This is a genomic window from Streptomyces sp. T028 (assembly GCF_048159505.1).
In the GTDB taxonomy this organism is placed as follows: Bacteria; Actinomycetota; Actinomycetes; order Streptomycetales; family Streptomycetaceae; genus Streptomyces.
On sequence record NZ_JBLRVZ010000005.1, the window covers coordinates 118,162 to 144,534 of the forward strand.

The 26,373-nt window shown below is 70.7% G+C and carries 30 protein-coding genes and 3 pseudogenes; 26 read left to right on the plus strand and 7 right to left on the minus strand.

From position 1 onward, the window contains the following. Nucleotides 1-81: 81 nt before the first annotated feature. From ACLZN2_RS04955 to ACLZN2_RS04965, 3 genes are all read left to right on the plus strand, one after another. Nucleotides 82-579, plus strand: a complete 498-nt coding sequence (locus ACLZN2_RS04955; RefSeq protein WP_416977251.1) for an ATP-binding protein — start codon at nucleotides 82-84, stop codon at nucleotides 577-579. Nucleotides 580-652: 73 nt separating this feature from the next. Continuing rightward, nucleotides 653-1,234, plus strand: coding sequence for an isochorismatase family protein (locus ACLZN2_RS04960; protein WP_416977116.1), 582 nt, complete (start codon nucleotides 653-655; stop codon nucleotides 1,232-1,234). A 23-nt stretch (nucleotides 1,235-1,257) separates the two neighbouring features. Beyond that, nucleotides 1,258-1,632, plus strand: coding sequence for a hypothetical protein (locus tag ACLZN2_RS04965; protein ID WP_416977117.1), 375 nt, complete (start codon nucleotides 1,258-1,260; stop codon nucleotides 1,630-1,632). Nucleotides 1,633-1,688: 56 nt separating this feature from the next. Here ACLZN2_RS04965 and ACLZN2_RS04970 read toward each other — a convergent pair whose 3' ends face one another. Beyond that, nucleotides 1,689-2,144 carry a DUF5707 domain-containing protein gene (locus tag ACLZN2_RS04970; protein ID WP_416977118.1) on the minus strand — a complete coding sequence of 152 codons (456 nt, stop codon included), beginning with the start codon at nucleotides 2,142-2,144 and terminating at the stop codon, nucleotides 1,689-1,691. Between the two features lie 232 nt (nucleotides 2,145-2,376). On the opposite strand from ACLZN2_RS04970, the gene ACLZN2_RS04975 reads away from it, so the two are divergent. From ACLZN2_RS04975 to ACLZN2_RS04985, 3 genes are read left to right on the plus strand one after another with little or no spacing between them, the layout of a single operon-like run. Then, complete coding sequence (locus ACLZN2_RS04975; protein WP_416977119.1) at nucleotides 2,377-4,776, plus strand: histidine kinase; 2,400 nt, start codon at nucleotides 2,377-2,379, stop codon at nucleotides 4,774-4,776. Continuing rightward, a complete protein-coding gene (locus tag ACLZN2_RS04980) occupies nucleotides 4,773-5,456 on the plus strand; it encodes a response regulator (protein WP_416977120.1) in 684 nt (227 codons plus the stop codon). Before ACLZN2_RS04975 ends, ACLZN2_RS04980 begins: the two co-directional genes overlap by 4 nt. Nucleotides 5,457-5,480: 24 nt before the next feature. Then, nucleotides 5,481-5,822 carry an SCO4225 family membrane protein gene (locus ACLZN2_RS04985; RefSeq protein WP_416977121.1) on the plus strand — a complete coding sequence of 114 codons (342 nt, stop codon included), beginning with the start codon at nucleotides 5,481-5,483 and terminating at the stop codon, nucleotides 5,820-5,822. Here ACLZN2_RS04985 and ACLZN2_RS04990 read toward each other — a convergent pair. Next, nucleotides 5,814-7,504, minus strand: a pseudogene (locus ACLZN2_RS04990) (chitinase). The gene ACLZN2_RS04985 and the pseudogene ACLZN2_RS04990 overlap by 9 nt on opposite strands. Nucleotides 7,505-7,744: 240 nt before the next feature. Between ACLZN2_RS04990 and ACLZN2_RS04995 the strand changes: the two are divergent. The 14 genes and pseudogenes from ACLZN2_RS04995 to ACLZN2_RS05060 all read left to right on the plus strand — a co-directional run bounded on the left by ACLZN2_RS04995 (nucleotide 7,745) and on the right by ACLZN2_RS05060 (nucleotide 18,951). Further along, nucleotides 7,745-8,614 (plus strand): hypothetical protein, encoded by an 870-nt coding sequence (locus tag ACLZN2_RS04995; protein WP_416977122.1) that lies wholly within the window; start codon nucleotides 7,745-7,747, stop codon nucleotides 8,612-8,614. A 62-nt stretch (nucleotides 8,615-8,676) separates the two neighbouring features. After that, nucleotides 8,677-9,384 carry a Flp pilus assembly protein CpaB gene (gene cpaB / locus ACLZN2_RS05000; protein WP_416977123.1) on the plus strand — a complete coding sequence of 236 codons (708 nt, stop codon included), beginning with the start codon at nucleotides 8,677-8,679 and terminating at the stop codon, nucleotides 9,382-9,384. Nucleotides 9,385-9,397: 13 nt separating this feature from the next. After that, entirely contained in the window at nucleotides 9,398-10,687 is a 1,290-nt protein-coding gene (locus ACLZN2_RS05005) for an AAA family ATPase (RefSeq protein WP_416977124.1), read from the plus strand. Between the two features lie 59 nt (nucleotides 10,688-10,746). Next, the gene (locus tag ACLZN2_RS05010; RefSeq protein ID WP_416977252.1) at nucleotides 10,747-11,076 is read left to right on the plus strand and encodes a pilus assembly protein; all 330 of its coding nucleotides are present in this window, start codon (nucleotides 10,747-10,749) and stop codon (nucleotides 11,074-11,076) included. A gap of 178 nt (nucleotides 11,077-11,254) precedes the next feature. After that, nucleotides 11,255-11,635 (plus strand): TadE/TadG family type IV pilus assembly protein, encoded by a 381-nt coding sequence (locus ACLZN2_RS05015; protein WP_416977125.1) that lies wholly within the window; start codon nucleotides 11,255-11,257, stop codon nucleotides 11,633-11,635. A gap of 14 nt (nucleotides 11,636-11,649) precedes the next feature. Continuing rightward, a complete protein-coding gene (locus ACLZN2_RS05020; protein ID WP_416977126.1) occupies nucleotides 11,650-12,987 on the plus strand; it encodes a CpaF family protein in 1,338 nt (445 codons plus the stop codon). A 53-nt stretch (nucleotides 12,988-13,040) separates the two neighbouring features. Then, complete coding sequence (locus ACLZN2_RS05025; protein ID WP_416977127.1) at nucleotides 13,041-13,985, plus strand: type II secretion system F family protein; 945 nt, start codon at nucleotides 13,041-13,043, stop codon at nucleotides 13,983-13,985. Between the two features lie 16 nt (nucleotides 13,986-14,001). Then, nucleotides 14,002-14,889, plus strand: a complete 888-nt coding sequence (locus tag ACLZN2_RS05030; protein ID WP_416977128.1) for a DUF5936 domain-containing protein — start codon at nucleotides 14,002-14,004, stop codon at nucleotides 14,887-14,889. Between the two features lie 9 nt (nucleotides 14,890-14,898). Further along, nucleotides 14,899-16,185: a sensor histidine kinase gene (locus ACLZN2_RS05035; RefSeq protein ID WP_416977129.1), complete on the plus strand. Its 1,287-nt coding sequence runs from the start codon at nucleotides 14,899-14,901 to the stop codon at nucleotides 16,183-16,185. Continuing rightward, nucleotides 16,158-16,823, plus strand: a pseudogene (locus ACLZN2_RS05040) (response regulator); the annotation flags it as partial. The gene ACLZN2_RS05035 and the pseudogene ACLZN2_RS05040, both read left to right, overlap by 28 nt. Nucleotides 16,824-16,905: 82 nt before the next feature. Next, nucleotides 16,906-17,121 (plus strand): Flp family type IVb pilin, encoded by a 216-nt coding sequence (locus ACLZN2_RS05045; RefSeq protein ID WP_416977253.1) that lies wholly within the window; start codon nucleotides 16,906-16,908, stop codon nucleotides 17,119-17,121. After that, nucleotides 17,121-17,723 (plus strand): pilus assembly protein TadG-related protein, encoded by a 603-nt coding sequence (locus ACLZN2_RS05050; protein ID WP_416977254.1) that lies wholly within the window; start codon nucleotides 17,121-17,123, stop codon nucleotides 17,721-17,723. The genes ACLZN2_RS05045 and ACLZN2_RS05050 overlap by 1 nt, the downstream gene beginning before the upstream one ends. A gap of 17 nt (nucleotides 17,724-17,740) precedes the next feature. Next, nucleotides 17,741-18,325, plus strand: a complete 585-nt coding sequence (locus ACLZN2_RS05055) for a hypothetical protein (protein ID WP_416977130.1) — start codon at nucleotides 17,741-17,743, stop codon at nucleotides 18,323-18,325. An 8-nt stretch (nucleotides 18,326-18,333) separates the two neighbouring features. Continuing rightward, the gene (locus tag ACLZN2_RS05060; RefSeq protein WP_416977131.1) at nucleotides 18,334-18,951 is read left to right on the plus strand and encodes an OmpA family protein; all 618 of its coding nucleotides are present in this window, start codon (nucleotides 18,334-18,336) and stop codon (nucleotides 18,949-18,951) included. Between the two features lie 462 nt (nucleotides 18,952-19,413). Here ACLZN2_RS05060 and ACLZN2_RS05065 read toward each other — a convergent pair whose 3' ends face one another. Then, a complete protein-coding gene (locus ACLZN2_RS05065; protein WP_416977132.1) occupies nucleotides 19,414-20,028 on the minus strand; it encodes a Uma2 family endonuclease in 615 nt (204 codons plus the stop codon). A gap of 133 nt (nucleotides 20,029-20,161) precedes the next feature. On the opposite strand from ACLZN2_RS05065, the gene ACLZN2_RS05070 reads away from it, so the two are divergent. Then, nucleotides 20,162-20,392 carry an Arc family DNA-binding protein gene (locus ACLZN2_RS05070; protein ID WP_416977133.1) on the plus strand — a complete coding sequence of 77 codons (231 nt, stop codon included), beginning with the start codon at nucleotides 20,162-20,164 and terminating at the stop codon, nucleotides 20,390-20,392. 96 nt (nucleotides 20,393-20,488) lie between these two features. Further along, nucleotides 20,489-20,833 (plus strand): hypothetical protein, encoded by a 345-nt coding sequence (locus ACLZN2_RS05075; protein ID WP_416977134.1) that lies wholly within the window; start codon nucleotides 20,489-20,491, stop codon nucleotides 20,831-20,833. Nucleotides 20,834-20,915: 82 nt separating this feature from the next. Here the strand turns inward: ACLZN2_RS05075 and ACLZN2_RS05080 are convergent. Then, nucleotides 20,916-21,248 (minus strand): annotated as a pseudogene (locus ACLZN2_RS05080) (DUF6247 family protein); the annotation flags it as partial. An 81-nt stretch (nucleotides 21,249-21,329) separates the two neighbouring features. Further along, nucleotides 21,330-21,647, minus strand: a complete 318-nt coding sequence (locus tag ACLZN2_RS05085) for a GntR family transcriptional regulator (protein ID WP_416977135.1) — start codon at nucleotides 21,645-21,647, stop codon at nucleotides 21,330-21,332. A gap of 150 nt (nucleotides 21,648-21,797) precedes the next feature. Here ACLZN2_RS05085 and ACLZN2_RS05090 point away from each other — a divergent pair, with 150 nt between their 5' ends. Genes ACLZN2_RS05090 through ACLZN2_RS05105 form a run of 4 tightly spaced genes read left to right on the plus strand, consistent with a single transcriptional unit; the run spans nucleotide 21,798 to nucleotide 22,760 of the window. Beyond that, nucleotides 21,798-22,142, plus strand: coding sequence for a hypothetical protein (locus ACLZN2_RS05090; protein ID WP_416977136.1), 345 nt, complete (start codon nucleotides 21,798-21,800; stop codon nucleotides 22,140-22,142). After that, nucleotides 22,139-22,357 carry a hypothetical protein gene (locus tag ACLZN2_RS05095; RefSeq protein ID WP_416977137.1) on the plus strand — a complete coding sequence of 73 codons (219 nt, stop codon included), beginning with the start codon at nucleotides 22,139-22,141 and terminating at the stop codon, nucleotides 22,355-22,357. Before ACLZN2_RS05090 ends, ACLZN2_RS05095 begins: the two co-directional genes overlap by 4 nt. Next, the gene (locus tag ACLZN2_RS05100) at nucleotides 22,354-22,557 is read left to right on the plus strand and encodes a hypothetical protein (protein ID WP_416977138.1); all 204 of its coding nucleotides are present in this window, start codon (nucleotides 22,354-22,356) and stop codon (nucleotides 22,555-22,557) included. Before ACLZN2_RS05095 ends, ACLZN2_RS05100 begins: the two co-directional genes overlap by 4 nt. After that, nucleotides 22,554-22,760 (plus strand): hypothetical protein, encoded by a 207-nt coding sequence (locus ACLZN2_RS05105; RefSeq protein WP_416977139.1) that lies wholly within the window; start codon nucleotides 22,554-22,556, stop codon nucleotides 22,758-22,760. The genes ACLZN2_RS05100 and ACLZN2_RS05105 overlap by 4 nt, the downstream gene beginning before the upstream one ends. A gap of 784 nt (nucleotides 22,761-23,544) precedes the next feature. Here ACLZN2_RS05105 and ACLZN2_RS05110 read toward each other — a convergent pair. Both ACLZN2_RS05110 and ACLZN2_RS05115 read right to left on the minus strand, forming a co-directional pair. Further along, entirely contained in the window at nucleotides 23,545-24,204 is a 660-nt protein-coding gene (locus ACLZN2_RS05110; RefSeq protein WP_416977140.1) for a hypothetical protein, read from the minus strand. Continuing rightward, nucleotides 24,197-26,371, minus strand: coding sequence for a hypothetical protein (locus ACLZN2_RS05115; protein WP_416977141.1), 2,175 nt, complete (start codon nucleotides 26,369-26,371; stop codon nucleotides 24,197-24,199). The genes ACLZN2_RS05110 and ACLZN2_RS05115 overlap by 8 nt, the downstream gene beginning before the upstream one ends. Between the last annotated feature and the right edge of the window lie 2 nt (nucleotides 26,372-26,373).

Consider the following 26,373-nt stretch of genomic DNA (forward strand, 5'->3'; position numbering starts at 1 on the left):
CGCGTAAGCGGTACGGGTACGGAATCGGGTAGTCCTCCCCGTACACGGAAGGCCCGGGGAGGACATCCTGAGGCCATGGCCATGCTGCGACTCTCCGGCGGGGGACCCCGCCCGGAACCCGCGCCCCGCTACGGCGCCTATCCCCAGCCGCCGATGGGCGCCGGCCACTGGAGTGTGGAGTACGAGCCCCGGCCCGCCGCCGTGCGGGAGGCTCGGGCGCAGGTGCGAAGACAGTTGGAGGGGTGGGGGCTCGCGGACCGGGGCGATCTGGTCGACACCGCCGAACTGCTCGTCAGCGAGCTGGCCACCAATGCGCTGCTGCGCCCCCATTGCCCGGGTGGCAGGGGAGGTACGCCCACCGCGAGCCGGTTCCGGCTCACGCTGACGGCCGCGCACGGGGTGCTGCGGTGCGAGGTGGAGGACCGGGAGCGGTGCGTGCCCGAGATGGGGGACGCCTGCGGCGCGGAGAGCGGGCGGGGGATGTTCCTGGTGGACGCGCTGGCCCGGCGGTGGGGGTGTCAGCAGGACGGGGTGGGGAAAACCGTGTGGTTCGAGCTCGGAACGTGTGGATGTGAGTAGCTTGAGTTACTCAAGCTTGAGTTTGGCAAGTATCTCTCCTAGGCTCGTGCTCCCCTAGGAGAGGTGCCGTGCCGTGGCCGTGACCGTGCTCGACGACAAGACCGCGCTCGTCCTGATCGACCTCCAGGCGGGCACGCTCGTCGCCCCGACCAAGCCGTACGCCGCCGCCGACGTGGTCGCCAGGGCCGCCGAACTCGCCGACGCCTTCCGCGCCGCCGGCGCCCCCGTGATCCTGGTCCGCATGGCCACCTCGCCCGACGGCGCCGACGCCGTCCCCGGCCGCAGCGAGGCGCTCCGGCTGGCCGGCGGCCGCTCCCGGCCGTACGACCTCGGCCCGATCGCCGAGCCGCTCACCGGCCACGACGGGGACATCCACGTCACCAAGCGGAACTGGGGCGCCTTCCACGGCACCGACCTCGACATCCAGCTTCGCCGCCGGGGCGTCACCCAGATCGTGCTCGGCGGCATCGCCACCAGCCTCGGCGTCGAGTCGACCGCCCGCGCCGCCCACGAGCACGGCTACCACGTCACGTTCGCCGCCGACGCGATGACCGACATCAACGAGGACGCCCACCGGCACAGCGTGTCGTACCTCTTCCCGCTGATCGGCGAGCCGGGTACGACGGAGGAGATCCTCGCGCTGCTCAAGCGCTAGCCGGCTCAAGGTAGGTTGCCGGGGTGACAGAGCAGCCGCCGCCACCCCCGGCCGTCCCGCCGGGCTTCGGACCGCCTCCGCCCCCGTACGCACCGGGGTCGCCGCAACCCGCCGCTGCCGGACCCGAGTTCCTCGCCGTCGACAAACACAACTCGATCGTCGTCGACGCCTCCGGCGTGGCCTTCGAGATGTACGACATCACGGTCGACTTCCCCTGGCAGGAGATCCGGAGCGTCCACTACAAGGCGAGCCCCAACGGCAAGGCGCTGATGGTCGCCGTGGTCCATCTGGACGGCCGGGTCTACGAGGGTGTGGTGAACGCGAAGCCGCCCGGGATGCTGCATGGCTGGTTCGCGCAGCTGGCCTGGGTGCTCGGGTACTACCGGCCCATGGGATGACGACGCGGCCGGACCTGGGGGAGGGTCCGGCCGCGCCGCGGGGGTGAGGAGAGTGGTCAGTGGGCGGCGACCTCGAAGGTGGCGGCGCGGGGCACGAACGTCGTGCCGCCGTCCTTCGACGTCGCCAGGGTGGAGACGTACCACGTGCCCTTGTCCAGGTCGGCGGCCTCCGCCTCGGTGACCTTCAGGGTGTAGGTGCAGCGGTACGTCTCGTCCGAGACGGCCTGGCACTTGGCGCTGTCCACGTGCCGCAGTTCCGCCGCGGTCGGGTCGAGCTTCGAACTCGCGGGCCAGGCGATCACCTTGAGGTCCTTGATCCCGTTGTCGTCGGTCACGTCCGCGGTGAAGGTGACCGAGCCGGCCTTGTCGCCCGAGGGGGCGACATAACGCACCGAGCTGTTCTCCACGGACGGCTCCGTGGGGGAGAAGGCCCACGCGAGACCGCCGGCGGCCACCCCGCCGAGGACGACGACGGCACCGATGAGGGACGAGACGAGAACGCGCTTGGACATGGTGACTCCCCGTGGACAGGTGTGTGGTGTCGGAGGCGGTGGTCGGTCGACCGCTTCCTCGATGTGATCGAGCCTAGGGTCGGGGACCCGGCGCGGTCCTCGCGCTGCGGGACGATTGAGGGGGTCGAACCGCGGATAGAGCGGCCGTGGGATCTGCAACCCAGGTAAGAGGCGGGAATACGACCCGAGCCGGAGTCGGGTCCCTCACCTGCGGACATAGCCTGGGCGCACCATGAAGCGAACCGACGACCGACTGATCCCGGTCCTGCTGATCTGCGTCCAGGCGCTGGTGTGGCCCGGGGCGGCGCTCGCGCGCGGCACCGTCCCCTCCGCGTCCGACCTGCTCGTGGCCGCCCTGGTGGCCGGACCGGTGACCGCCGCACTCGCCCTGCGCCGTACCCGGCCGGTGACCACCCTGGTCCTGGTCGCCGTCGCCTGCGGGCTGGGGGCGGGGCCGCTGCCCACGGGAGCGGTGGCCGTGTTCGGGACCGCGGGCGTCGCGCTGGCCCTGTTCACCGTGGCGAGCGAACGCGACACCTTCACCGCCGTGCTGTGTGTGGTGACGCTCCCCTTCTGGCAACTGGCGCAGGACGTCACCCTGCACGGGCTCCGCGACGGCGACGGCCTCGGCGTCGCCCTCACCGCCCTGCTGTACCTGGCCGCGTGCGGCAGCGGGCTGCTGGCCCGGCGGGTCCGGCGGGCCCGACAGACGGCCGAGCAGGCGCTGCGCCGCGCCGAGGCCGAGCGCCACCGGCTCCCGGCGGCCGAACGGCGCCGGATGGAAAGGGAGTTGCATGACGTCAGCGCCCACCATCTGACCGCCGTGGTGGTCACCGCGGGCGCGGCGCTGGGACTGCGCGAGCGGCGCCCCGAACTGGCCCAGGAGGCATTACGGTTCGCCGCCGAGACCGGCCGGGAGGTCACCCGGGCCCTCGGCGCGGTCCGGGCGCCGACGCCCTCGCGTGAGGAACTCCCCACGCCGCAGGAGCGGTTGCAGGCGCTCGTCGCCGGGTTCCGCAGGCTCGACCAGCCGGTGGACTGCGAGATCGACCCCCTCCCGGACGGGGTCCTCGCGGACGCGGCGTACGGCATCGTGCGCGAGGCGCTGACCAACGTGGCACGCCACGCGCCCGGCGCCCGTACGACGGTGCTGTGCCGGTACGGCGACACCCGCACGGACGTCGTGGTCACCAGCGCGGCCCCGCCGGCCGGCGCGACGGCGCACGCGGCGGGCCTCGGCGGCGGCCGCGGCCAGGGCTTCCTGCGCTCCCGCGCCCGGGAGGCGGGCGGCACCCTGAGCACCGGCCCGACGGCCGACGGCGGCTGGGAGGTGCGCGCGGCCCTGCCCGGCCGGAGCGCCGCCCCGGTGGAGGGAAGCGTGCCGCGCGGCTACCGCCTCGCCCAGGTCGTCGCCGCGCTCGGGCTGTCCCTCCAACCGCTGCTCCCCGCACTGGTGATCCGCGCGGACAGCGCGTCGTACACCTCGCACATCACCGCGGGCGCGCTGTTCGCCCTGCTCGCCGCGGCCCAGGCGGTCGCCCTGCTGTGGCTCCGCCGGACCCGCCGGCTCGCCCTGGCCGCCCTGCTGGCCCTGGCCCCACTCTGGCCGGTGGCGATGGCGCTGGGCGCCTACACGGGCCCGGCGCTCCTACCGCCCGCCCTGAGCATGCTCGCCACCTGCGCCGCGCTCGCGGACAGACGGGCGACGGGGCAAAGTGTGCGCACAGTCTCAGCGACACGCCGTGCCGACGGCGTGTCGCTGAGACTCTCGCGACACTTCGAGGGCGCCGACCGGATTCGCCAACGGTATCCGGCCGTGCCCCCGCCGGTGGCCCTCGGCGGCGTCGCCGTGGCGGTGCACGCGGCGGCCCTGACCGCCGCCGTCCTGGACCGGGGGACGAGCCTGCCCGGCTGGGTGGTCGGCGCGGCTGCGGTGGCCGGGACGGCCCTTCCCGTCGCCGCCGCCGTAGGGGCCGGAGTCCTGCGCGGGCGGCGCGAGGCGGCCGCCCGGGGTGCGCGGGAGGAACGGCTCGCCGCCTGGACCGAGGAGGCCGTGCGGGAGGCGTGGGCCGAGCGCCGCCGGATCGCCGGCGGGCTGGAGACCACCGTGCTCTCCCGTACCGCCGACATGGTCGCCGAGGCGGAGGCGGGCCGCCTCGACACGACCGCCGACCGGGCCCGCGAGGCACTGGCCGCGATGCGCGCCCTGCTCGACACGGTCCGGGAGAACGAGACGGCGCCCGAACTGCGCCCCCAGCCCACACTCCAGGCCCTCGACCTGCTGGCCGCCCAGTCCCGGGCCACCGGCCGCGAGGTGGAGATACGGCTCACCGACCGGATACCGGACCGGCTGCCCACGGCCGTGGACCTGACCGCCTACCATGCCGCCGAGACACTGCTCGCGGCCGGCGGCACGGAACCGGCGCTGCTCGAAATCGACGCGGACGGCGATACGTTGACGCTGACCGCGACCGGTGTGCCGCTTGGCGCCCGGCCCGCCGTACGGGAGAGGCTCACGGCGCGGATCGCGGCGCTCGGTGGCACCCTGACCACCGGGGCGTCCGGCCCGGTCGGCCTCCGGCTGCCGCTCGCGCCGGTGGCGGAGCAGGGTGACGAGAAGAGGGAACGATGAGTCTCAAGGTGCTGGTCGTCGACGACCAGGGCATCGTACGGGCGGGGTTCGCCGCCGTGATCGACGCCGAGGACGATCTGACGGTCGTCGGCGAGGCCGGGGACGGCGCGACAGCGGTGCGGATGGCCGAGGAACTGCGCCCCGACGTGGTCGTCATGGACGTACGCATGCCCGAACTCGACGGCATCGCCGCCACCCGCATCATCACCGGCCGCGAGGGCGCGCCCCGGGTCCTCGTCCTGACCACCTTCGACCTCGACGCGTACGTCTTCGACGCCCTGCGGGCCGGAGCCTCGGGCTTCCTCCTCAAGGACGTCCAGCCCGCCGAACTCCTCCAGGGCATCCGGGTGGTGGCGGCGGGCGAGAGCGTGCTGGCGCCGTCGGCGACCCGGCGGCTGATCGGGCACTACGCCTCGGGCGGCGGCGCGGGGACCGCCTCCGGCACTCCGTCCCCCGAACTGGACAGCCTGACCGCCAGCCAGCGGGGCGTTCTCACCCTGCTGGCCGGCGGCCTCAACAACGCGGAGATCGCCGATCAACTGGGCATCACCGTGGGCACGGTGAAGTCCCACGTCAACGCCCTCCTGCGCAAACTCGGGCTGCGGGACCGCGTCCAGGCGACGATCCTCGCCTACGACCTGGGCCTGGCCCGCCCGAACCCACCCGGCCTGCACCTCTGACGCGCCGACCGAGGAGAGCCCTCCGTGACCGATTCCGTTCCTGAGTCCGTTCCCGATACCGCTCCCGATACCGTGGCCGGCCGCGTACGGCACGCCCTCACCGATGTCCTCGCCCTCGTCTACCTGGGCGTCTGCGCCGCCCTGTTGATCTGGGCGCTGGTGGTGACCGCCCTGGACGACTCGGGCGAGTCCATGGCCGGGGTCATCCCCCTCCTGGCCACGGCCCCGGCCAGCCTGGTCGTCCTGGCCCTCCCGGACCACGTTTCGATGATCGTGCTCGCCATCGCCTTCGGAGCCCTGGTCAACGCGACGGTCATCGGCTGGTGCTCCCGCGTGCTGCGCGGCAGTCGGCGTGGCTCACGGTAGCGCGTGCACATGCGGCCCCACGGTCGACGACCAGGCGTTGCCCGCCGACGCGTCCCAGTTCGTGGACCAGGTCATCGCGCCGCGCAGGTCGGGGTACGTCTTCGAGGGCTTGAAGGAGCCGCAGCCCGTGCCCTTGGTCAGGCAGTCCAGGGCGTTGTTGACCACCGTGGGGGACACGTAGCCGCTGCCCGCGCCGCTGGGGGAGGCGGGGAGGCCGAGGCCCACCTGGGACGGGGCCAGGCCGCCCTCCAACTGGATGCAGGCCAGGGCGGTGAGGAAGTCCACCGAGCCCTGCGAGTACACCTTGCCGTCGCAGCCCAGCATCGAACCGCTGTTGTAGTACTGCATGTTGACCACCGTGAGGATGTCCTTCACGTTCAGCGCGGTCTGGAAGTACGCGTTGGACGTGGACTGCATGTCGATCGTCTGGGGGGCCATCGTCAGCACGAGCGAGGAGCCCGCCTTCGAGGACAACGCCCGCAGCGCCTGGCTCATGTACGTGGCGTTCAGGCCGTTCTCCAGGTCGATGTCGACGCCGTCGAAGCCGTACGTCTGCATCAGCGCGTACACGGAGTTCGCGAAGTTCGCCGCCGAGGTCGCGTCGCTCACCGACACCGTGCCGTTCTGCCCGCCGACCGAGACGATCACCTTCTTGCCGGCCGCCTGCTTGGCCTTGATGTCGGCCTTGAACTGGTCGACCGTGTAGCCGCCCAGCCCTGCCGAGTCCAGGTTGAAGGGGCCCGGCCGGGCATCGTGTGCGGCGTCACTTGTCGAAGTTCTGCCATTGGCGTACTCGCCCGTGTGTGCACGAGCGATTCCTACCGCTCCACGCGATGGAGCCTCGGTGGATTCCTGCTTCGCAGGCCGACGCCGGAGCGTGCCCCGGTCTTACTCAGCCTCCACAGGCGTTTCACGTCTCCGCCTCCCTGGGCATCTCAGCCCGGGGTTTCCGCCCAGCGGCGACAGCCATCACGTTATCACGCAGAGTGCTTGCGTGGTTACGAAATGACGGTCACCGCTGCGACCTTCGTGCCGCCGCTGTAGACGTTGTAGCCGGTCGCGTCGGAGACCCCGGACCAGGAGAGGGAGACCGAGGAGGAGGTGGTTCCCGAGACGGTCAGGGACGTGGGGGCGGAGGGGATCGTGGGGGCCGGGTCGCCGCCTCCGCCGCCGTCGGGGCCGTAGACGGAGATGTCGTCCGCGTAGTAGGGCTGCTGGGCGTACCGGCCATGGGTGTAGACCGTCACCGAGGTGGTGGAGGACCCCGTGGTGAAGGTGGTCCGCAGTTGTTTCCAGGCCGCCGAGTCCGGGGTCCAGGTCGAGACGTCCGTGGTGCCCGTGCCCGTCACGCCCAGGTAGGTGTAGCCGCCCTGCACCCAGGCGCTCAGGCTGTAGGTGGAGTTGGGCTGCACGGCCACCGTCTGGGTGCACTTGGCGTTGTCCTGGCCGGCCGGGGTCGCCTTGAGGGCGGCGGCGCCGCCGTGCACCGGCGAGGACACCGTCGTACCGCTGCCCGCCGTACAGGACCAGTTGGACAGGCCGGACTCGAAACCGGCGTTCTTCGCGTTGTTCAGGTCCGCGGCGGACGCCTGAGCCGCGCCCGCCAGGGACAGGGCGAGGGCGGCGGTGACCGCCCCCGACCAGAGTCTCGTCAGTCTCGTCACTCGTTTATGTGGGGACATGACAATACGTTGGTTCAGACCAATTCCCTTGTCAAGGGATCCGGCTGTGGAGGGTCCGTGTGCGCAACCTGCCCCGGTTTGCCGCGACTTGCGCGAAGAACAGTTCCTTACCAGCTACGGAAAGCTGTTCTCCGGCCACAAGCGCGTGGTTACAGTGCTGACGTAGTCACGCAATGAAGTCACCTCGGTGCGCCGGAGTAACTCCCGGTGGGCCGGACCGCGGGAATCGGGGAGCTGCGCGTGCCAACTGCCGTTGCCGTGACCGGCGCCGACCTGGCGCTGCCGCCGCAGGACGAGCGGACCCTGCCCGCCGTCGTGCTCGCCGACCTGGACCGGCAGCCGCTGGAGCAGGCCCTGGAGGCCGTACAGCTGCTCGTCGAACAGCACGGGCATCTCGTCGTCGTGTACTCGCGGGCCGTGCGCCCGGCCGTGGAACAGCGGCTGCACACCATCCGCTCGCTGCTGGAGAGCGACCGCATCGCGCTGTTCCGGCCCGACCTGCCGCCCCTCGCGGTCGCCGTCCTCGCCCGCCAGTTGCGCCAGCTCGCCTCCTGCGACCTCGGGCCCGGCGTGCTCGCCTCGGCGGGCCGGCTGCTCACCCACTACCTCCACGCGGGCGCGCTCCTCGGGTCGGTCGCCCGGCTCGACCGCGTCCCGGTCGTCGGACTGACCTCGCATGCCCGGTCCTGGGTTCCGGGTAGTCAGTTCGGCGTGCTCGCCCATCCGCAGCCGGAGCTGGTCAAGGCCGCTCCCGACGTCACCCTTCCCGGACCGGAGTTCGGGACGTGGATGCTCGTCGGCCGCGGCCAGCTCCAGTCCGACTGGGTCACCTCCACCCTCGCCCCCTCCTGGAAGGCGCAGGGCCTGCGGGAGACCGAGGCGCCCGCCGAGTCCGCCGACTGGTGGGGGACGCCGAAGCTGATCGAGTTCTGCGCCTATCTGCCCGACCTGTCGGTCCTCTACCAACTCGTCGCCTCGGTCCGCCAGGGCGTCTGCCACTGGTGCGGGATCGACGTCATCGGCGACCGCTGCGTGTTCTGCTCCGCCACCCCGCCGCCCACCGCCGAGCTCACCGCCCGACCCGTCCGCGCGCTCACCGCGGGCGGCTGAGACAGCCCCGCCCACCCGTTCGTTCCCGCTCGACCCGACCCCCAACGAGGTTGCACGGTTCCATGAACTCCCGTCAGCGCCGCGGCGTGATTCTCCTGCTCCTGTCGGTGTTGTGCGCCCTCGGTGCCTTCGCCGGCGTCCTCTCCGTCATCGACGACGTGAACTCCAAGGTCGGCCCCGAGGTCACCGCCTACGAACTGCGGTCCGACGTCGCGCCGTACACGGCTCTCAAGGAGAGCCAGTTCAAGAAGATCGAGATGCCGAAGCGCTGGCTGTCGGAGAACGCCGTCACCGACCTCGCCGCGATCCGCGACAAGATCGCCGTGACGACCCTGAAGAAGGGCTCGCTCCTGCAGAGCGACATGATCGTCGACCAGCCCGCCCTCCAGCCGGGGCAGCAGGAGGTCGCCATCATGGTCGACGCGGCCACCGGCGTGGCCGGCAAGATCCGGCCGGGGTCCTCGGTCAACGTGTACGCCACCTTCGAGGGCGCCCGCGACAGCGACCCCGACCAGTCGAAGATCATCGTCACCAACGCGCGCGTCCTCGACGTCGGCGAGATCACCGCCCTCGAACCCGACCGCAACGACCGCGACAGCTCCGCCACCGACGCGGTCCCCATCACCTTCGCGCTGACGACCCTGGACGCCCAGCGCATCACCTACGCCGAGTCCTTCGCCAAGCGGGTCCGCCTCGCCCTCGTGGCCCCCGGCGGGGACACCACGATCCCCGACCAGGACCGTACGTACGAACTCGTCACGGACAAGTGAGAGGCCGCCGCCCATGCCCACGAGGATCCTCCCGGCCGTCGGCGACGCGGACGCGGTCCGCTCCCTCACCACCCTGCTCAGCCAGCTCCCGGACGCCGAACCGGGCACCCCGGTCACCGACTCCACCCAACTCGTCGACACCCTCGCCCGCCTCGCCGCCGAGTCCGTCGACGAACTCCCCGAAGTCGTGATCGTCCACGAACGCATCGGCCCCGTACCGGCGCTGGAGCTGGTCCGCGAGGTAGCCCTGCGCTTCCCGGCGGTCGGCGTCATCCTCGTCACCACCGACGCCGGGCCCGGTCTCTTCCAGGCCGCCATGGACTCCGGCGCCCGAGGACTCGTCACGCTCCCCCTCGGCTACGAGGAGCTCGCGAGCCGCGTCCAGTCCGTCGCCCAGTGGTCCGTCGGCGTACGACGTCATCTGGGCCACGGGGCCGACGCGTTCCCCGGCGTCGGCGGCACCGTCGTCACCGTCAGCGGCGCCAAGGGAGGCGTCGGCGCCACGCTGACCGCCGTACAACTCGCCCTCGCCGCCCAGGCCTCCGGCCGGCCCACCGCCCTCGTCGACCTCGACCTGCAGGCCGGTGACATCGCCTCCTACCTGGACGTCCAGTTCCGCCGCTCGGTCGTCGACCTCGCCGCCATCACCGACATCTCGCCCCGCATCCTCGCCGAGGCCGTCTTCCGCCACGACACCGGAGTCGCCCTCCTCCTCGCCCCCGCCGAGGGCGAACGCGGCGAGGAGGTCACCGACCGGGCCGTACGCCAGATCGTCGGCGCCCTGCGCTCCCGCTACGAGGTCGTGATCGTCGACTGCGGCGCCCAGCTCAGCGGCGCCGGAGCCGCCGCCGTCGAGATGGCCGACCGGGCCCTGCTCGTCACCACCCCGGACGTGGTCGCCGTACGCGGCGCCAAACGCACCGTCCGCATGTGGGACCGGCTCCAGGTCCGCAAGGCCGAGGAGACCACCGTCGTCGTCAACCGCCTCACGCGCGGTACGGAGATCCAGCCCCCGCTCATCCAGAAGATCACCGGCACGGCCGTGGCCGGCACCGCGATCCCCGCCAACTTCCGGGAGTTGCAGGCCGCGGTCGACGCCGGCCGGGTCCACGCCCTCGACGGCAAGGGCACCGTCCGCCAGGCCCTGTGGGCGCTCGCCGCCGAACTGGGACTGGTCAAGGCGCCGGAGACGGCCCTGGTGCGGCGGGGCGGGCGCGCCCGGGGCGGGGAGCGGGGCGCGGGCCGGGGCGCGGGCCGGGGCGCGGGCCGGGGCGCGGGCGGCTTCCGGCGGCGGAAGGAGTGAGCGCCGTGCGGAGGCTGCGCAGGGACGACCGGGGCCAGGTCACCGTCGAGTTCCTCGGCATGACCCCGCTGATCATCGTGACGTTGGTCGTGGTGTGGCAGTTCGTGCTGGTGGGGTACACGTTCACGCTCGCGGGGAATGCTGCCGACGAGGCGGTGCGGGCGGGCACGGCGGCGCACCCGGGGGAGCGGGAGGGGGCCTGCCAGCAGGCCGGCCTGGACAAACTGGGGGACGCGTGGAGGGGGAACGCCGACGTGGACTGCGGCACCGGCGGCGGCTATGTGACCGCCGACGTCTCCCTGCGGGTGCCCGTGCTGTTCCCGGGCACGATCGACTTCCCGTTCACGGTGCACGGGCACGCGGGGGCCGTCGAGGAGGAGGACGACTGAGATGTCGTACAGACTCCCGTGGGGGCCGCCGCGCCGGCGCAACCGCGGGCACCTTCCCCGTGCAGCTGGGGGCAGCCGTGTTCCCCGTGCAGCTGGGGGCAGCCGTGTTCCCCGCGCAGCTGTGGGCAGTCGTGTTCCCCGCGCAGCTGCGGGCAGTCGTGCCGCTGGGGCGGCACGGGTGGGCGCAGCGGCACCCCGCCGGGGCCAGGGCGGGAGCCGGGGCCGGGGCGACCGGGGCCAGGTCGCGCTGGAGTACCTCGGTTTCCTGCCCCTCCTGCTGCTCGTCGCGCTCGGCGCCGTCCAGCTGGGCCTCTTCGCGTACGCCGCCCAGCAGGCCGGCACGGCGGCCCGTACCGGGGCCCGCAGCGCATCCCTCGACCAGGACTTCGGCGGGGACTGCGCACGGGCGGTCAGCAGCTGGCTGTCGGTGAGCTGCTCGCGCGCCGACCTGGGCGACGAGGTCCAGGTGACCTCGAGCGTCACCATCCCGTCCGTCATCCCGGGCATCGGGAACTTCGGCACCGCCCGCAAGACGGCCACGATGCCGGTCGACCACTGAAGGAAGGCCCAGCCATGAGTCTGCGGGCACGCATCACCTCCCCCGAGGAGCGGGGCGGGCACAGCGAGGACAGCACCCTCGTCTCCTCGTACCGGGCCAAGCTGCTGGAGGAGATCGACCTCGCCGAGATGAGCTCGCTCGCGGCGGCCGAACGCCGGGCGCGACTGGAGCGGGTGCTCGGACACATCATCAGCCGCGAGGGCCCGGTGCTGTCGACGGGCCAGCGGTCGCAGCTGATCCGGCGCGTGGTCGACGAGGCGCTCGGCCTCGGCATCCTCGAACCGCTCCTGGAGGACGCCTCCATCACCGAGATCATGGTCAACGGCCCCGACGCGATCTTCGTCGAGCGGTCCGGCCGCGTCGAGCAGCTCCCGTTGCGGTTCGCCTCCAACGACCAGCTGATGCAGACCATCGAACGCATCGTCTCGACCGTCAACCGCCGCGTCGACGAGACCAACCCGATGGTGGACGCCCGCCTCCCGTCCGGCGAACGCGTCAACGTGATCATCCCGCCGCTCTCCCTGACCGGCCCGATCCTCACCATCCGCCGCTTCCCGCGCTCCTTCACCCTCAACGAGCTCATCGGCTTCGGCTCCCTCGACGAGCCGATGCTGTATCTGCTCGCGGGACTGGTGCAGGCGAAGTTCAACGTGATCGTCTCCGGCGCCACCGGCACCGGCAAGACGACCCTGCTCAACGCCCTGTCCGGGCTCATCCCGGAGGGCGAGCGGATCATCACCATCGAGGACTCGGCCGAACTCCAGCTCCAGCAGCCCCACGTCATCCGGCTGGAGTCCCGGCCGCCGAACGTCGAGGGCAACGGCCGGATCACCATCCGCGACCTCGTCCGCAACTCGCTGCGGATGCGCCCCGACCGGATCGTCGTCGGTGAGGTCCGCGGCGGCGAGTCCCTCGACATGCTCCAGGCGATGTCCACCGGCCACGACGGCTCACTCGCCACCGTCCACGCCAACAGCGCCGAGGACGCGCTGATGCGGCTGCAGACCCTCGCCTCGATGTCCGACGTCGAGATCCCCTTCGTCGCGCTCCACGACCAGATCAACAGCGCGGTGGACGTCATCGTGCAGCTGACCCGGTTCGCGGACGGCGCCCGCCGGATCACCGAGATCGCGGTCCTCGACAGCCACGGCTCGGAGCCCTTCCGGCTCGCGACCGTCGCCCGCTTCGACGCCCGGCCGATGACCGCCGACGGCCGCGTCCACGGCGCCTTCGGGTACTTCCCCCTCCCGCGCCGCACCGCCGACCGCCTCTACATGGCGAGCCAGCCGATCCCGCAGGCGTTCGGGGTCGCACGCGACGCACTCGAACTGACGACAAGGGAAGCCCGGTAGGGCCTTCCAGCAGCAGGACGGACAGGCCGCCCAAGGACCCCTTAGGACCCCCAATGGACCTCGACACCCTCATCACCCTCACCACCGGCGTGACCCTCCTGACCTGCGCCCTGGCCGTCGCGGGCGTGCACGTCTACGCCAAGGGCCGCGCCCAGCGCGCCGCCCTCGTGGAGCGCCTGTCCTACACCGGCCAGGCCCCGCTGGGCGGCCGTAGGCGCCGCTTCCGCGACCTGGACCGGCGGCTGCGCCGTACGACGGCGGGCCGCAAGCTGGAGCTGAAGCTGGCGGCCACCGGCCTGGACGTCACGCCGGGCGAGTTCTTCGTCTACATGCTCGTGACGGTGGCGGGCCTGTGGCTGGTCGGCCAGGCCGTCCTGGCCCCCTTCTTCGGCCCGTTGGCCGGACTCCTCGGCCTCTGGGCGGCCCTCCAGTTCCTCAACTGGCAGCGCCAGAAACGCATCGAGAGGTTCATCAACCAACTCCCCGAACTGGCCCGCATCCTGGCCAACGCCACCCACGCGGGCCTCGCCCTGCGCACCGCGATCGGCATGGCGGCGGAGGAGCTGGAGGCCCCGGCCGGCGAGGAACTCGGCAAGGTCGCCGACCAGTTGGCGATCGGTCACTCCATCGACGACGCCCTCGGTGAACTCGCCGACCGTCTCCCCTCCCGCGAACTCGTCGTCCTCGTCACCACCCTGGTCCTCTCCAACCGGGCCGGCGGCCAGGTCGTCGGCGCGCTGCGCAACCTCACCGAGACCCTGGAGGAGCGCAAGGAGACCCGGCGCGAGGTCCGCACCCAGCTGTCCCAGGTCCAGATGACCTCGTACGCCGTCCCGGTGCTCGGCGTCGGCGCCCTGTTCCTCATGGACGGCGTCAACGACGGCACCCTCGACCGGATGACGTCCTCCGCCGTCGGCCAGGCCTGCGTGATCGTCGCCTTCGGCCTCTACGCCGTCGGCTTCGTCCTCATCCGCCGTATGTCCCGCATCGACGTCTGAGGAGGGGACGCACACCGTGGAACTCCTGCTCGCACTCGTCATGGGCCTCGCCGTCTGGGGGATCTTCACCGGGATCCGCATGTACCGGGCCGAGGTGAAACTCCCCAGCGACCTCGTCCTCGCCCTGGAGGTCGGCGCCACCCGCACCGGCGCCGTCGGCTCCCTCGTCGACCGCATGGGCATGCGGTACGCCCCCTCCGTACTGCGCCTGATGGGCCCCAAGCAGGTTGCCCGGTACCGCCGCCGCATCGACCTCGCGGGCAACCCGGGAGGCCTGACGATCGACCGTTACGCGGCCCGACGGGCGGTCTACGGCGCGATCGGCGCCGTCGGCGCGCTGGCCGCCCTCCTCCAGGGCAGCTTCTTCGTCGCCCTGCTCATGCTCGCCTTCGCGGCCTTCTGGTCCGAGGTCGGCATCTGGTCGGCGATCAGGGTCCGCAAGGACGCGATCGAGCGAACCCTGCCGGACTTCCTCGACGTCCTCGCCGTGGTCGTCAGCGCCGGCCTCGGCTTCCGCCAGGCGCTCGACCGGGTGGCGTCGAAGTACGAGGGCCCCTGGGCGGACGAGATCCGCATCACGCTCCGCCAGATGGACCTCGGCATGAGCCGCCGCGAGGCCTTCGAGGAACTGCGCCGCCGCAACGACTCCGAACAGGTCGCCATGTTCGTCACCGCCCTCCAGCAGGGCGAGGAACTGGGCGCCCCGATCGTCGACACGCTCGTCGCCATCGCCAAGGACATGCGCCGTACCGACGCCCAGAACGCCCGCCGCAAGGCCGCCCGCGCCGTCCCCAAAGCCACGCTGATGATCACCACGTTCATGGTCCCGGCGACGATGCTCCTCCTCGGCGCGGGCATGCTGCTCGGCTCCGGCACGGACTTCAGCTCGATCACGGGGGAGTAGGCGACCGGTATGACGGTCACGAAGAAAACCGCGGGCAAGGCAGGCGTGGACGGCGTCAGCCTCCAGGTGAACGCCGTACAGGCCATGTGCCGGCAGGTCTTCGGCTTCCGGCTCGCCATGATCGCCATAGCCGCCCCCGCCGCCCTCCTCCACGCCTCCCCGGGCCTGGGCGTCCGCCTCGTCGGCGCGGCCGTGGTCGCCACGTTCATGGGCTCCTACGTCCTCTTCCGCGACTGGGAACGCTTCGGCCCCCTCCTCCTGCGCCACCCCACCCTCCTGGCCGCCGACACCGTCGTCGGGACGTTGCTGCTGATCTCCGCCGGCCCCGACACCACCCTCGCCTACGTCAGCGTCTGCACCCCACTCCTCGCCGGCATCGTCTACGGCTGGCGCGGCGCCGCCTGCTTCGCCTCGCTCCAGTCGCTGATCCTGCTGCTGGTCCAGGCGACCGTCGGCCACGGCACGAACGCGGGCCTGGCCGAACGCCTCCTCCTCCCCGGCTTCTGCGTCATCACCGGAGCGGTCGGCTCCACCCTGCGCGGCCTGCTGCTCCGCTTCGGCGAGGCCACCCAGGCCCTCACCGCCGTACGCGCCCGCCTCGCCGCCGCCGAGGCGGTGGCCGACGAACGCGCCCGCCTCGCCCGCGAGATGCACGACTCGGTGGCCAAGACCCTGCACGGCGTCGCCCTCGCGGCGGACGCCCTGGCCGAGTCGGCGGACCCTTCGCACGTGAGACAGCAGGCGGAGCTGGTTGCCCGCTCGGCGCGGAGGGCGGCGGCGGAGTCACGGGAACTGCTCGCCGACCTGCGGCGCGAGCCGGGGACCGCCGAGGGCGTGGACGTGCTGCCCGAACTGGCGGCCCACGCGGACGACTTCGCCGAACGCACCGGCCTACGGGTCACCTACCGCCCCACCGGCGACCGTACGACACTCCCCGTGCCCCCGATGGTGGCCCGCCAGCTCCTCACCATCACCGCGGAGGCCATGGAGAACGCCCACCGCCACGCGGACCCCACGGCGGTGGAGGTTCGCGCGGGCGTCCAGGACGACCTCCTCACCCTCACCGTCCACGACGACGGCCGCGGCCTGCCACCCGGCACCACCCTCGAACACCTCCGCGACACCGGCCACTTCGGCCTCCTCGGCATGGCGGAACGGGCCGCCTGCGTCGGCGCCCGCCTGCGCATCGCCAGCGCCGACGGCACCCCGGGCACGGAAGTCCGCCTGGAACTCCCCCTGGCCGCCCTGACCTTCCGAGAGGAGGCACCATGCCGGACCAGCCCGCCGTACGTGTAGTGGTCGCCGACGACAACCCGGTGGTCCGCGCGGGCCTCACCGCGCTGCTGTCGAGCTGCGCGGACTTCACGGTCGTCGCGGAGGCGGCCGACGGCCGCGAGGCCTGCGAGGCCGCCCTGCGCCACCGCCCCGACGTGGTCCTCCTCGACGTCCGCATGCCTGGCGTCGACGGCCTCACGGCCCTGCCCCACCTGGCCCGGATCGCCACGGTCCTGATGCTGACGTACAGCCACGAGCCGGAAACGGTCCGGGCGGCGCTACGGGGCGGGGCGAGCGGTTATCTGGTGCATGGGGAGTTCACGGTGGAGGAGTTGAGGGGGGCGGTGCGGACTGCGCGGGAGAGTGCGAATGCACACGATGATGTGCCCTCAAGTACCTTGTTACCTTTAACTTTTCCCGAACATCTTTCGCGACTGCAACTGTCCATGGGAAAGTCGGATCCGTCGGGTCACCGGGCGGGGTTCCAGCTCAGCGCGAGGGAGGCGGAGATCATGGACCTCATCGCGTCGGGCATGAGCAACCAGCAGATCGCCGCCGCATGCTTCATCAGCGAGAAGACGGTCAAGAATCACATCAACCGCATCTTCGCCAAGCTGCACAGCAGCAGCCGCGCCGAGGCGGCGGCCAAGTGGCTGGGAAATTGGGCCCAGGGACCCTCGTTCGGGACACCCCGACCGCCCTACGTTCCTCATGCCAATGCCTCAAACCGAGAGGAACGCCATGAGCGACCTGCTGCTGAAGACCGTCGTCGCGGCCATGGTCCGGGTGACGGAGGCGGTACGGCGCCGCGCCTCCGACGACAGGGGGCAGACCGCGGTCGAGTATCTGGGGATCATCGCGGTGGTGGTGGCGATCGTGGTGCTGATCGCGAACACGAATCTGGGGCAGACGATCGTGGACAAGCTCACCACCCAGATCGGCAAGGTGGCCCCCTGATCCGAGCGCGGGGGCGCGGAGACTCGGGGCAGGCTTTCCCCATCTACATCACGGTGGTGGCGGGCCTGCTCTTTCTCGCGTTCGCGTACTTCGCGGTGGGCCAGGCGGCGGTGAACCGCAACGGCGCCCAGACCGCGGCCGACGCGGCGGCGCTGGCGGCGGCGCAGGAGACCAGGGACCAGCTCTTCGACCAGTGGCGACTGGACGTCCTCGATCCCACGAAGTGGCAGGACATCTTCGACGGAGATGTGCTCGGGCTGGCCTCTTCGTGCTGGCGCGCATCCGAACTCGCCGCGCAGAACGACGCCAGCCTGCAGCGCTGCGAGGAGCCGGACGTCCTGCGCGCCAGCGTCACTGTGCAGGCGAACAAGACGGCGGGCGACTCCGTGATCCCCGTGACGAGAACCACGCGCGCCCATGCCTCCGCCGTCGCGGTGATCGATTCGCTGTGCACGTTCGAGTTGCCGGGTGAGGACGCCGAGGACGACGTACTGCCGACACTCACATGCGATGACGGGGCCGACTGGGAGCTGGACCCGGAGGACCTGACCGATCTGCCCGGTCCCGAGGACCTGTTCGACGTGCACCTGGCCACAGGCTGAGGAAGGAAACTGAAGTGATGAGCATGCGATTCGCGGCGAAAGCCCGCAGGGTGACGGTCGCGCTGACCGTCGTGGCCGGGTTGGCCCTGGGGTCGGCCGCCTGCGGGGGTGGGGGTGACGACGACGCCAAGAAGCCGCAGAACTCGTCGTCCGCCTCCAAGTCCGGTGGATCGCAGCCGAACCCGCAGGAGGGCGAGTCCGAGGCGCCGATCGCCGAGATGAAGGGCCCGAGCGGGCTGCTCCTGCAGCTCACCTCTGCCGTACGCGACACCGGCGGCTTCGTCACCGTGAACGGCGCCATCAAGAACGACGGCGCGGAAGTCGCGACGATCCCCTCGGCGCTGAGCGGCAACGAGACCGAGATCATGAACAACGGCCGCTCCCTCGGCGGAGCCACCCTCGTCGACTCCAAGACCAAGAAGCGCTACTACGTCCTCCGCGACACGGAAGGCCGCCCCCTCACCACCACTGGCTTCTCGACGCTGAAGGCGGGGGAACAGATCGACGTGTTCCTCCAGTTCCCCGCCCCGCCCGCGAGTAGCACGGAGGTCACCTTCCAGCTCCCGCTGTTCCCCAGCGCGGTCATCAAGATCTCAGGGTGAGGCCGGTCATGACCCCACGTCTCTCCCTGGCGGTGGCCACGGCCACCCTCCTCATCCTCGGCACGGCCCCCGCCGCCCACGCCGACGACACCACGCCCAGCGTCCCCCCGGGCACCGAACCCACCGCGACCGCACCGGTCGAGGTGGACCCCAACGACCCCGACCTCAAACTCCCCGAGGGCGGCACGCTCGCCGAGCCCAAGGTCCTCGACATCAAGCAGGTCGTGGAGGACGAGTCCGGCGACGAGCGGCGGGAGGACACCAACGCGGACGTGACGTTCGCCCTCCAGGCGGAGGTCCTGTTCGGCAAGGACAGCGCGAAGCTCGGCGCGGAGGCGAAGGCCCGGATCGCGGTGATCGCCGACGAGATCAAGAAACAGAACACCAAGCTGATCCGCGTCTTCGGCTTCACCGACAACCTCGGCTCCTCCGCCCACGGTGACGTCCTCTCCAAACAACGCGCGGACGCAGTCCAGGCGGAACTCGCCGGCGACCTGAACGACCCCGCCATCACCTTCGAGGTCCGCGGCTACGGCGAGCAGTACCCCATCTCCGACAACTCCACGGAGGAGGGCCGCAAGAAGAACCGCCGAGTCGAGATCACTTTCCCGAGGACGACGAGCTGATCGGAGACCGGACCGGTCGGCGTGGACGCACGCCGGTGAAGTGACCGTTGAGGCCGCCCGCTTCTCGGCCAGTGTCGTGTCTCCACGAGCCGAGTCAAGGGCGCTCCACTCCGCTGCGCTGCGTTCCGCGTCGCCTTCGGCGATGGCCCTGCGGCCCACCCGTGACACGGCTCGCTCCGGCACGGGGAAGAAGCGAGCGGACGGCCCGGAAAGACGGTGGCCGAGGCCTGTTCGCGGGTCGAGTCGGCCAAGTGGTTCGCCGGGGTCGACGGTCGCGGCAGCGCCTCGCACGCACGCCGGCAGGGTTCGGCGGCTCGCGGCCTGCCCGTGAGCGCACACAGCAGCGCACCGGGGTCGAGTCCACAAACGTGGTGTACGGCGCGGCGGGACAATTGTGTGCGCTGAGTCTCAGCGGAAGTCACGAAACCCCAGGTCGCGTTGTCGGTGCGTGAGACTCGACGCTCACAGCTCCTTGAGCGCGTCCAGCGTGATGTCGACGTCGACGTCGTAGGGGTCGCTGAGCTTGAGCTGCTCGCGGTGGGTACCGGTCAGGGCGTACGACTTGGACAGGGGATCGAGCTCGTATGTGCGCACGACCGGGTGCTTGTTCGCGCCGCTCATCTCGACCAGCCAGAAGTGGGGGATGCCGGCGGCGGCGTACTTGTGCGGCTTGGTGTCGCGGTCGCGGGCCTCGGAGTCCGGGGAGACGACCTCGACGGCAAGTACGACGTCGGAGGCTTGGAAGCGGGTCTGCTCCAGCCCGGTAAGGGCCTCGGCGCGGACGACGGACAGGTCGGGCTCGGGGCCGTTGCGGCGGTCGAGGACGACGGTCATCTCGCGTTCGACCTTCAGGTCCTGCGGGATGGTGCGGCGCAGGCCGTTCATCAGCAGTTCGATCATCTTGGCGTGAAAACGCCGCTGAGGACTCACGAAGACCAGACTCCCGTCGATCAGCTCGGTGTGCGGCGGGAGGTCGGGCAACGTGAACAGGTCGTCCACGGTGTATCCGTCCCGGGGCGGCACCGGCCAGCGGCGGCCGGGCTCGGCGGTCGGCTCGGCGAGGGGCTCGGCGGTCATGATTCCTCCCATGGGCGGGATTCTCGGCCTGCCTGTCCACGGTAGCGGCGGGAATCGATGATCGTCATCACAAAGGGTGACCGAGGCCAAAGAGGTCCCGTAGGGCGTATGCGCCACCACGTATACCCATGTTATGTCTGACGTCGTGATCCGCGTGCCCGCCGAAGTCCGTGACCAGTTGGCCGCTGTGGCGGAGGCGCGAGGAACCAGCATTCGAGCCTTGATGCAGGAGATAGCCGCTCAGACCCTGACTCCCGAGCAGATCATGGAGGCGGGCCGATCGCACCCGGGGACTGCTTGCCGAGCGGTTCGGCCACAACGTGACGGACGAGGAGTCGGCGGAGATGCGGCGCAAGATGCGTGAGGCCACCGCAGCCCACCGGGCCGCGCCCGCGGACGCGAAGTCATCCCGTTGATCCTGACCGAGCACTATGTCCTCGATACTCCCACGCTCCTTGCGATGGGCGGTGACAAGCAGGTCTCCGGTGTGATCCATGCTGAAGCGGCCAGTGACGACGTCCGTCTGTGGACGCCCGTGCTGTGCCTCCTGGAGGCCGAGCGCGGGCGCTCCGGGGTCGCCGCCCACGCGGGTGTGCTGTTGGACGTTCTCCGCGTGGTCGACGACGACTACGCCATGGCCGTGACCGTTGCCGAGCTGTGCCGCGACGGCGTCCCCTTCGGCGTCGCGGCGGCCGTACACGTGGCGCGCCCGAATCCGATGCTCCCCGAAGGCGCACTGGTGGCCACCGTCGAGCCCGAGGCCTACGGCGGGCTCGGAGTCGGGTTCATGGACCTGAACCGCTGACGTCGGTGTTCAGGGGATAGTCGACCCTGACGCAGTCGTGCCCTTTCTGGCGCGGCGAGTTCCGTTGTGAGCCGCTCGTCCCCGCCTCCGCCGCCTCCCGGATCTGCCGGATTTCGGCGATCGCCTCGGCCGGGTCCTGTTGGCCGCCGTCCACGATCCGCTCCAGTTCCCGCAGCCGGGCGGCCCGCTGCGGGTGCCGCTCGATGGCCACGAATACTGCCCACGAGTGCACGAAGGCCCGCAGCGGGGCGAGACTCTGTGTCTGCTGCGCGTTCGTCGTGGCCTCGAAGAGGTGCTGAGTCAGGGCGGGCACTCTGCTGGGGGAGATGCGGGCGACCGCTGCCCGCAGCGCGTCGGGGGTCAGCTCGGGCATGGGGATGAGCGGGCCGTACGGGCCGTCGGGCTGAGGGCTCATGGAGACCTCCGGTGCGGGTGGCGCGGTCTTCGTACGGTACCGGGGGCGGGGTCGTGTCGGATGTCTATCCGGTGGGCGGAGTCAGGCGGTGGGCTTGTCACCCTCGGGGGAGTTCGGCGACTGTTCCTCGGGCTCGCGCTCGATGACGAACGACCCCTTTCCGACCACCGTCCGCACATAGCCCAGCTCCGCAAGCAGGACCAGCGTCTTGCGTGCGGTTCCCCGTGCGAGTCCGAATTCCTGCACCAGCCGGTCGACTCCGGGCAAGGCCCGGCCCAGCGGGTAAGTGCCGCCTTCGATCCGCGAGATCAGCACGGCGGCGAGCTGTAGGTACAGGGGGTCCGCGGCTTCCGGGTCCAGCTCGTCGTCGGGGCCGTAGCCCTCCGGGATGTCCACCATGCCCCGACCGTAAGCAGCCAGAGATTGCAACGCTCATTCGTGTCATGCCATGGCAGGGCATGACCAGGTTGGGTTAATCTGCCAGCACGACAAGACCCCCGCGACGGTGAGCGCCGTCCGGGGGCATGGCCACCAGCCTCTGAGGAGCTGATGACAGTGAGCATTATCCATGCGCTGCTGCGCTGGATCCTGGACCTTTGCGTGCCCGGCACCGGCAGGCGGAGGGCGGGCGCGAGGCCTGCCGTGCCGATTGGCGCCCGTGAGGCGGTGCCCGCGTGCCCGGTCGTCGTAGGGCTTCCCGTCCACCGTTCCCCGTACGGCCTGCCGGTAGAGCTCGACGGCCGCGAGGCCGCTTCGGTCCGCCCGTACGTGGTCGCGTCGGAGCGCGAGCAGGAGCGGGTACGTCAGACGCGGCGCCGTGTCGCCCTGGTCCTGGCGGCCGACTTCGGCGTCGACCTCGACCGGCACGTGGTCGGCGCGGAGCGGGCGGCGTGATGGGGGAGGAAGGCAGGACGCCCCGCCTGCCGGTGCGCATGTGCGTGCGCTGCCACGTGACCACGGAGACCCCGGTCGTCGTCGCCGTGGTGCACCAGAACTCGGGTCCGGGCTTCGTGGTGTACGCCTGCCGGGCGTGCGCCGTGCACTACCCGCCGCAGCCGGAGGTTCTCACCGTCCGGCCGTCTGCTGGCCGAGCAGGCGGCGAGGAGTGAGCGCACGGCCCGGCGTCGCGGCGGGCGCGCGGGAGCTTTCACCTGAGTGCGCGCTGGCGCGTCGGCCCGGGTACGAGGACGTACACGGCTGGTGCCGCCGCCTGCGGGACATCCCACTCCCGCACGGCCGGGGCCTGCTGCTCGTACGCCGCTGCGGCTGCTCCTGCCACCAACCCCCGGTGGCGGAGGGGAAACGGTGAACGTCGGCACCCCACCCGAGCCGGGCACCTCCCGCCTGACGCTGCGCACCTACCGCGTGGACCGGAACGGCTGGCGTGTCGGCCCGGTCCTGATCCGCGTCCACGACGGTGGTGGAGACGCGACCACACTGCGGGACTCCTTGTCATGGCCGCCCTGCCATTGTTTCCGCTGTATGGAGGGCGAGGGCTCGGCGGGCCGATAGGCCCCGGATGTCCGGGGCGCGAGGGCGTGGACAACCCCGCGCACCGGACCCCCGCAGGTTCGGCGGATCACGTCGTCATGTGCCGACTCGCGTTCTCAGTGCCGCAAGGACTCCACCGGGCGCGACAGGCCAGATGACGGTGGTTTGGGTCTGGTGCAGGACCCGCCGGTGGTGTTGTTGGTGGTGATGAGGCCGTCGCTCCGGTGGGCGGTCGGGACGGTGGCGGCGAGCAGGCCGACGGAGGAGCCGGACGTTAGCTGGATCAGCGGAGGGCCCTTCCCTCGCTGGTCACAGAGAGTCCTCAAGCATTCCTGCTCAGGCGGCGCTCAAGCAGGTCAGCCGCCCGAGGGCGGGGCAGGGGGGACGGGAGGCGGGGGCGGAATGACGGGCCGGGGCGGAACCCGCGGCCGGGTCGGCCCCGCGACGGGAGGCGGCGGAGGCGGCCCCTCGGGCACCTGGAACCGCTGCAGTGGCGGGTGCCCGGCCGGGGGCGGCGGAGGGGGCGGCGGAGGCGGGGCCTCTGCAAAGGCCGGGAGTACGGGCCCACCCGCACGCAGCCGTTCGATGGTTTGCCCGGCTCGACTGCGGGCGTGCGGGGCGTCATCGCGTTCGTAGAAGCGGGGGAACTCCCGGCGGCCGAGCGTGTCTGTGAACAGCGGCTTGTAGCCGAGCGCGTGGGCGATCGCCATCATGCGGCGACACCGCTCGGCACTCGTAGCGTGGGGAAACTGCAGGTGCACGCGGCCGCGTCCATCGAAGTGCCTGATGATCTCCTCGTCCGTCATCAGTCGTCCTCGTAGCGTGGCAGTTTCTTGGGAAGGATACGGGAGCCCTGACATTCGGCCAGTTCGTAGGCGTACTTGGTGACCTGGTAGGCGAAGTCGGTCACGGCCTGGCGCAGTGCTGCTCCTGAGACCCTGCCCTCCCCGACCACGCCGGCCTCGGTGATGATCGCGTAGGACTCCTTCGCCTCCTCGGACCGGACTCCGCGGGGGACGCAGGGGATGTAGACAGAGGAATTGCCGCTGTCCACGTCGAGCTGGGCCAGGGCTTCGATGCCGTTGGCGGAGACGCGTACGGCTTCGCCGTCCGTGTTGCCTCCGTAGTGGTTGAGCCACTGCTGCACGGAGGCGTCTTCAACTTGAGCCATGCCGGAGAGAATCGAATCCGCGCTGGTGTATATGTGACAGGAGAACATGAGGTCTTTCCCCTCGTGCCGTTTGCTGGCCCCCTCCTCAGCCGTTCGCGTACGCGGCAGCGTGCGGATCACCACATCGCGATCGACGGCACCGTCGCAGACCTTCGACGGCAGGCGTTCGAGCCCCGTGGTCAACGCGAACCAGGCGGCAGCGCCAACGAGACTGAGGACCGTCAGGCAGATGAGAAACCCTTTCACACTCGCCTTGGTCGCAGCCCGCTCCTTACTCCGGGCATCCTCAGCCATGCGGACCATCCTTTGAATTGGTCAGGAATTCACTGGCGTCGTCCCAGCCGTCGTTGACGGCTACGCGGACGGTGTCGCTGGCCCCGTCTTTGGGGAGATCCACGTGGTGCTGGTCAAGGGCGTCCTTGACCGACCACTGCGTCTGCTGGTTGACGGAGTCCCGCATCGCGTAAAGGTCCTTGGCGCTGCTGTAGAGGGCCTCATCCCGGGCGCCATCCAGTTCCTGGCCCTCGAAGAGACGATCAACGGCCAAGCCGACGACTCCCCCGGCGAAACCTCCGACTGCGGCGCCGGTTGCCGCCTGACTACCAGGGAAAAGGGAGACCGACCCGTACCCCAAGCCCGTCGCAACCCACGTTTTGACGAAATCGCTCTTCTTCTGCAGAGCGTCGTTGTAGTCCTTCTCGCCATCGACGGCGGCTTGAACTTCGTCATCCGCCACGGAGTGCCCGATGATGCCCTCGATGATGCCCGCGTTCCTGCCGATGTTTTCGAGCACCTGGTCGCGGGTGCCGTCGAACAGAGAAGGATTGGAGAGATGTGCGTCGAGGAGGCCGCTGGTGTAGACACTCTCTCCGACGACGATCCCGGCCCTCCCCTCGGGATCCAGGGAGACCGCCGAAAGGAACCGGGTCACATCCGTCGTTTCCAGCCCCTCCGGATCCTCGCTGTTCGTGAGGAACACGTTGGCGTCAGAGCTTCCGAATGCCCGGCTGATCTCCGGCATGTAAGAAGCCGCCATGTTCCCGAAGCTGTCCCCCAGTCCCCTGCTCACCAGGTCTGCACCCCCGCCGGGCTGTGCCACCGCGTTCATGATGTTGGCCATGATCTGCACCTGTGTCGCACTGTGCGGCGGGGCCGGGGAGGTGTAGTCGTCCGCGGAGACTCCCGTGACCGCGGCCTCAAGGGCGTGGCCAAGCGTTTCTCCCCGCTCCGTGTACATGGTTGTGCCCAGTAGGTGGTCCAGGTCCGACTTGGACTCGAAGGCGTGGGTCGCTGCCTCGGGGTTGTGGGAGAGGCCTTCGAAGAGGCCCTCCAGGGGGTCGCGGCCGTTACCGTCGCCGAAGAGGAGGTCCAGGGAGTCATAGCCCTTGACCCAGAGGTCGTGGGTGCCCGCGTTGCCCGCGCCTTTGTCCGCCTTGAAGAGCTTCTCGCGGTAGTCGTCGAGGAACTCGGTGTCGTACTGCCCCTCCCGCATCAGGCTGCTGATGACCTGGGAACCGAGGGCGCCCACCGGGTTCATCGAGTTCGTGGCGCGGAAGTTGGTGTTCCGTTCCGCGATGAGGTCCTTCTTCCAATCCTGCATGGCGTCCGAGTCCGAGAAGGACGCCGTGGCCAGCGTCAGGCTCAGGTTCTTCTGGAGGCTCTTCATCGTGTCGAGTTCCGATTCCCTGGCGCCGGCATGCGCGTAGGTCATCTCGGTCCAGAACTGAAGTGTCCCCTTGGGGCCAAGCCGCGTCGCGAACTGCTCTGCGAACAGGGAGTCGCCGTTGTACTTCTCCATCGTGCGGTTGAAGTCGGCGATGTCGTCGAGGCTCATGTCGGCCGGGTTCTTGGCCATTTTTGCCAGCTTTTCCGCCGCCGCGACGGCCTTCGCTGCCGAGTCCCGGTCGGCGTAGGAGGCGTCGGCGAAGCCGTACTTGGCCTGGTCGACGAGAAGGCCCAGGACCTTCGCGGCGCTGTTGTCGCTCTGCGTCGCCTTGGTCAGGATGCCCTGGATCTCGTCGCGGATGGCGTCCACCACCTTCTGATCCGTCACGCCGGTGTTCCCGCTGGGATCGGACGCCCAGTCGGGGCGGACGTTCTGGGTGACCGTGAACGTGCCGCAACCGGTGTCGACCACGGTCAGGTGCTGCTTGCTGGCCCGCCCGATCGCGTCGTTCAGCCGAGTGCGGTAACCGATGAGTTCACCACGAGTGTCGCTGAGGATCTTGGTGATGGAGTCGGCCTGGGTGTGCGCGTCAGCGAACTCGGCGGCGGTCTTGGAGATGAACTCGCGGGACACGGTGGCGTTGACCCCCGCCCACTTGGCCTTGTCAGCCTTGGCCTTGAGGTTGTTCTCGGCATCCTTCTGCAGGTCCGCAAGCTTCTTCGTCATCTGCTCCCAATCGGTGACCGCTTCACCGAGCTTGGAGAAGTTGCCGTAGCGCAGCGCGTCGAGGTCCATCG

Excerpts from the sequence above, each read along its gene's own strand:
- ACLZN2_RS04955 (WP_416977251.1), top strand. The coding sequence starts at position 82 with ATGCTGCGACTCTCCGGCGGGGGACCCCGCCCGGAACCCGCGCCCCGC.
- ACLZN2_RS04970 (WP_416977118.1), bottom strand. The coding sequence starts at position 2,144 with ATGTCCAAGCGCGTTCTCGTCTCGTCCCTCATCGGTGCCGTCGTCGTC.
- ACLZN2_RS04975 (WP_416977119.1), top strand. The coding sequence starts at position 2,377 with ATGAAGCGAACCGACGACCGACTGATCCCGGTCCTGCTGATCTGCGTC.
- ACLZN2_RS04980 (WP_416977120.1), top strand. The coding sequence starts at position 4,773 with ATGAGTCTCAAGGTGCTGGTCGTCGACGACCAGGGCATCGTACGGGCG.
- cpaB (WP_416977123.1), top strand. The coding sequence starts at position 8,677 with ATGAACTCCCGTCAGCGCCGCGGCGTGATTCTCCTGCTCCTGTCGGTG.
- ACLZN2_RS05005 (WP_416977124.1), top strand. The coding sequence starts at position 9,398 with ATGCCCACGAGGATCCTCCCGGCCGTCGGCGACGCGGACGCGGTCCGC.
- ACLZN2_RS05010 (WP_416977252.1), top strand. The coding sequence starts at position 10,747 with ATGACCCCGCTGATCATCGTGACGTTGGTCGTGGTGTGGCAGTTCGTG.
- ACLZN2_RS05020 (WP_416977126.1), top strand. The coding sequence starts at position 11,650 with ATGAGTCTGCGGGCACGCATCACCTCCCCCGAGGAGCGGGGCGGGCAC.
- ACLZN2_RS05025 (WP_416977127.1), top strand. The coding sequence starts at position 13,041 with ATGGACCTCGACACCCTCATCACCCTCACCACCGGCGTGACCCTCCTG.
- ACLZN2_RS05035 (WP_416977129.1), top strand. The coding sequence starts at position 14,899 with ATGACGGTCACGAAGAAAACCGCGGGCAAGGCAGGCGTGGACGGCGTC.
- ACLZN2_RS05045 (WP_416977253.1), top strand. The coding sequence starts at position 16,906 with ATGAGCGACCTGCTGCTGAAGACCGTCGTCGCGGCCATGGTCCGGGTG.
- ACLZN2_RS05055 (WP_416977130.1), top strand. The coding sequence starts at position 17,741 with ATGAGCATGCGATTCGCGGCGAAAGCCCGCAGGGTGACGGTCGCGCTG.
- ACLZN2_RS05060 (WP_416977131.1), top strand. The coding sequence starts at position 18,334 with ATGACCCCACGTCTCTCCCTGGCGGTGGCCACGGCCACCCTCCTCATC.
- ACLZN2_RS05065 (WP_416977132.1), bottom strand. The coding sequence starts at position 20,028 with ATGACCGCCGAGCCCCTCGCCGAGCCGACCGCCGAGCCCGGCCGCCGC.
- ACLZN2_RS05070 (WP_416977133.1), top strand. The coding sequence starts at position 20,162 with ATGTCTGACGTCGTGATCCGCGTGCCCGCCGAAGTCCGTGACCAGTTG.
- ACLZN2_RS05075 (WP_416977134.1), top strand. The coding sequence starts at position 20,489 with ATGGGCGGTGACAAGCAGGTCTCCGGTGTGATCCATGCTGAAGCGGCC.
- ACLZN2_RS05085 (WP_416977135.1), bottom strand. The coding sequence starts at position 21,647 with ATGGTGGACATCCCGGAGGGCTACGGCCCCGACGACGAGCTGGACCCG.
- ACLZN2_RS05090 (WP_416977136.1), top strand. The coding sequence starts at position 21,798 with ATGACAGTGAGCATTATCCATGCGCTGCTGCGCTGGATCCTGGACCTT.
- ACLZN2_RS05110 (WP_416977140.1), bottom strand. The coding sequence starts at position 24,204 with ATGGCTGAGGATGCCCGGAGTAAGGAGCGGGCTGCGACCAAGGCGAGT.
- ACLZN2_RS05115 (WP_416977141.1), bottom strand. The coding sequence starts at position 26,371 with ATGGACCTCGACGCGCTGCGCTACGGCAACTTCTCCAAGCTCGGTGAA.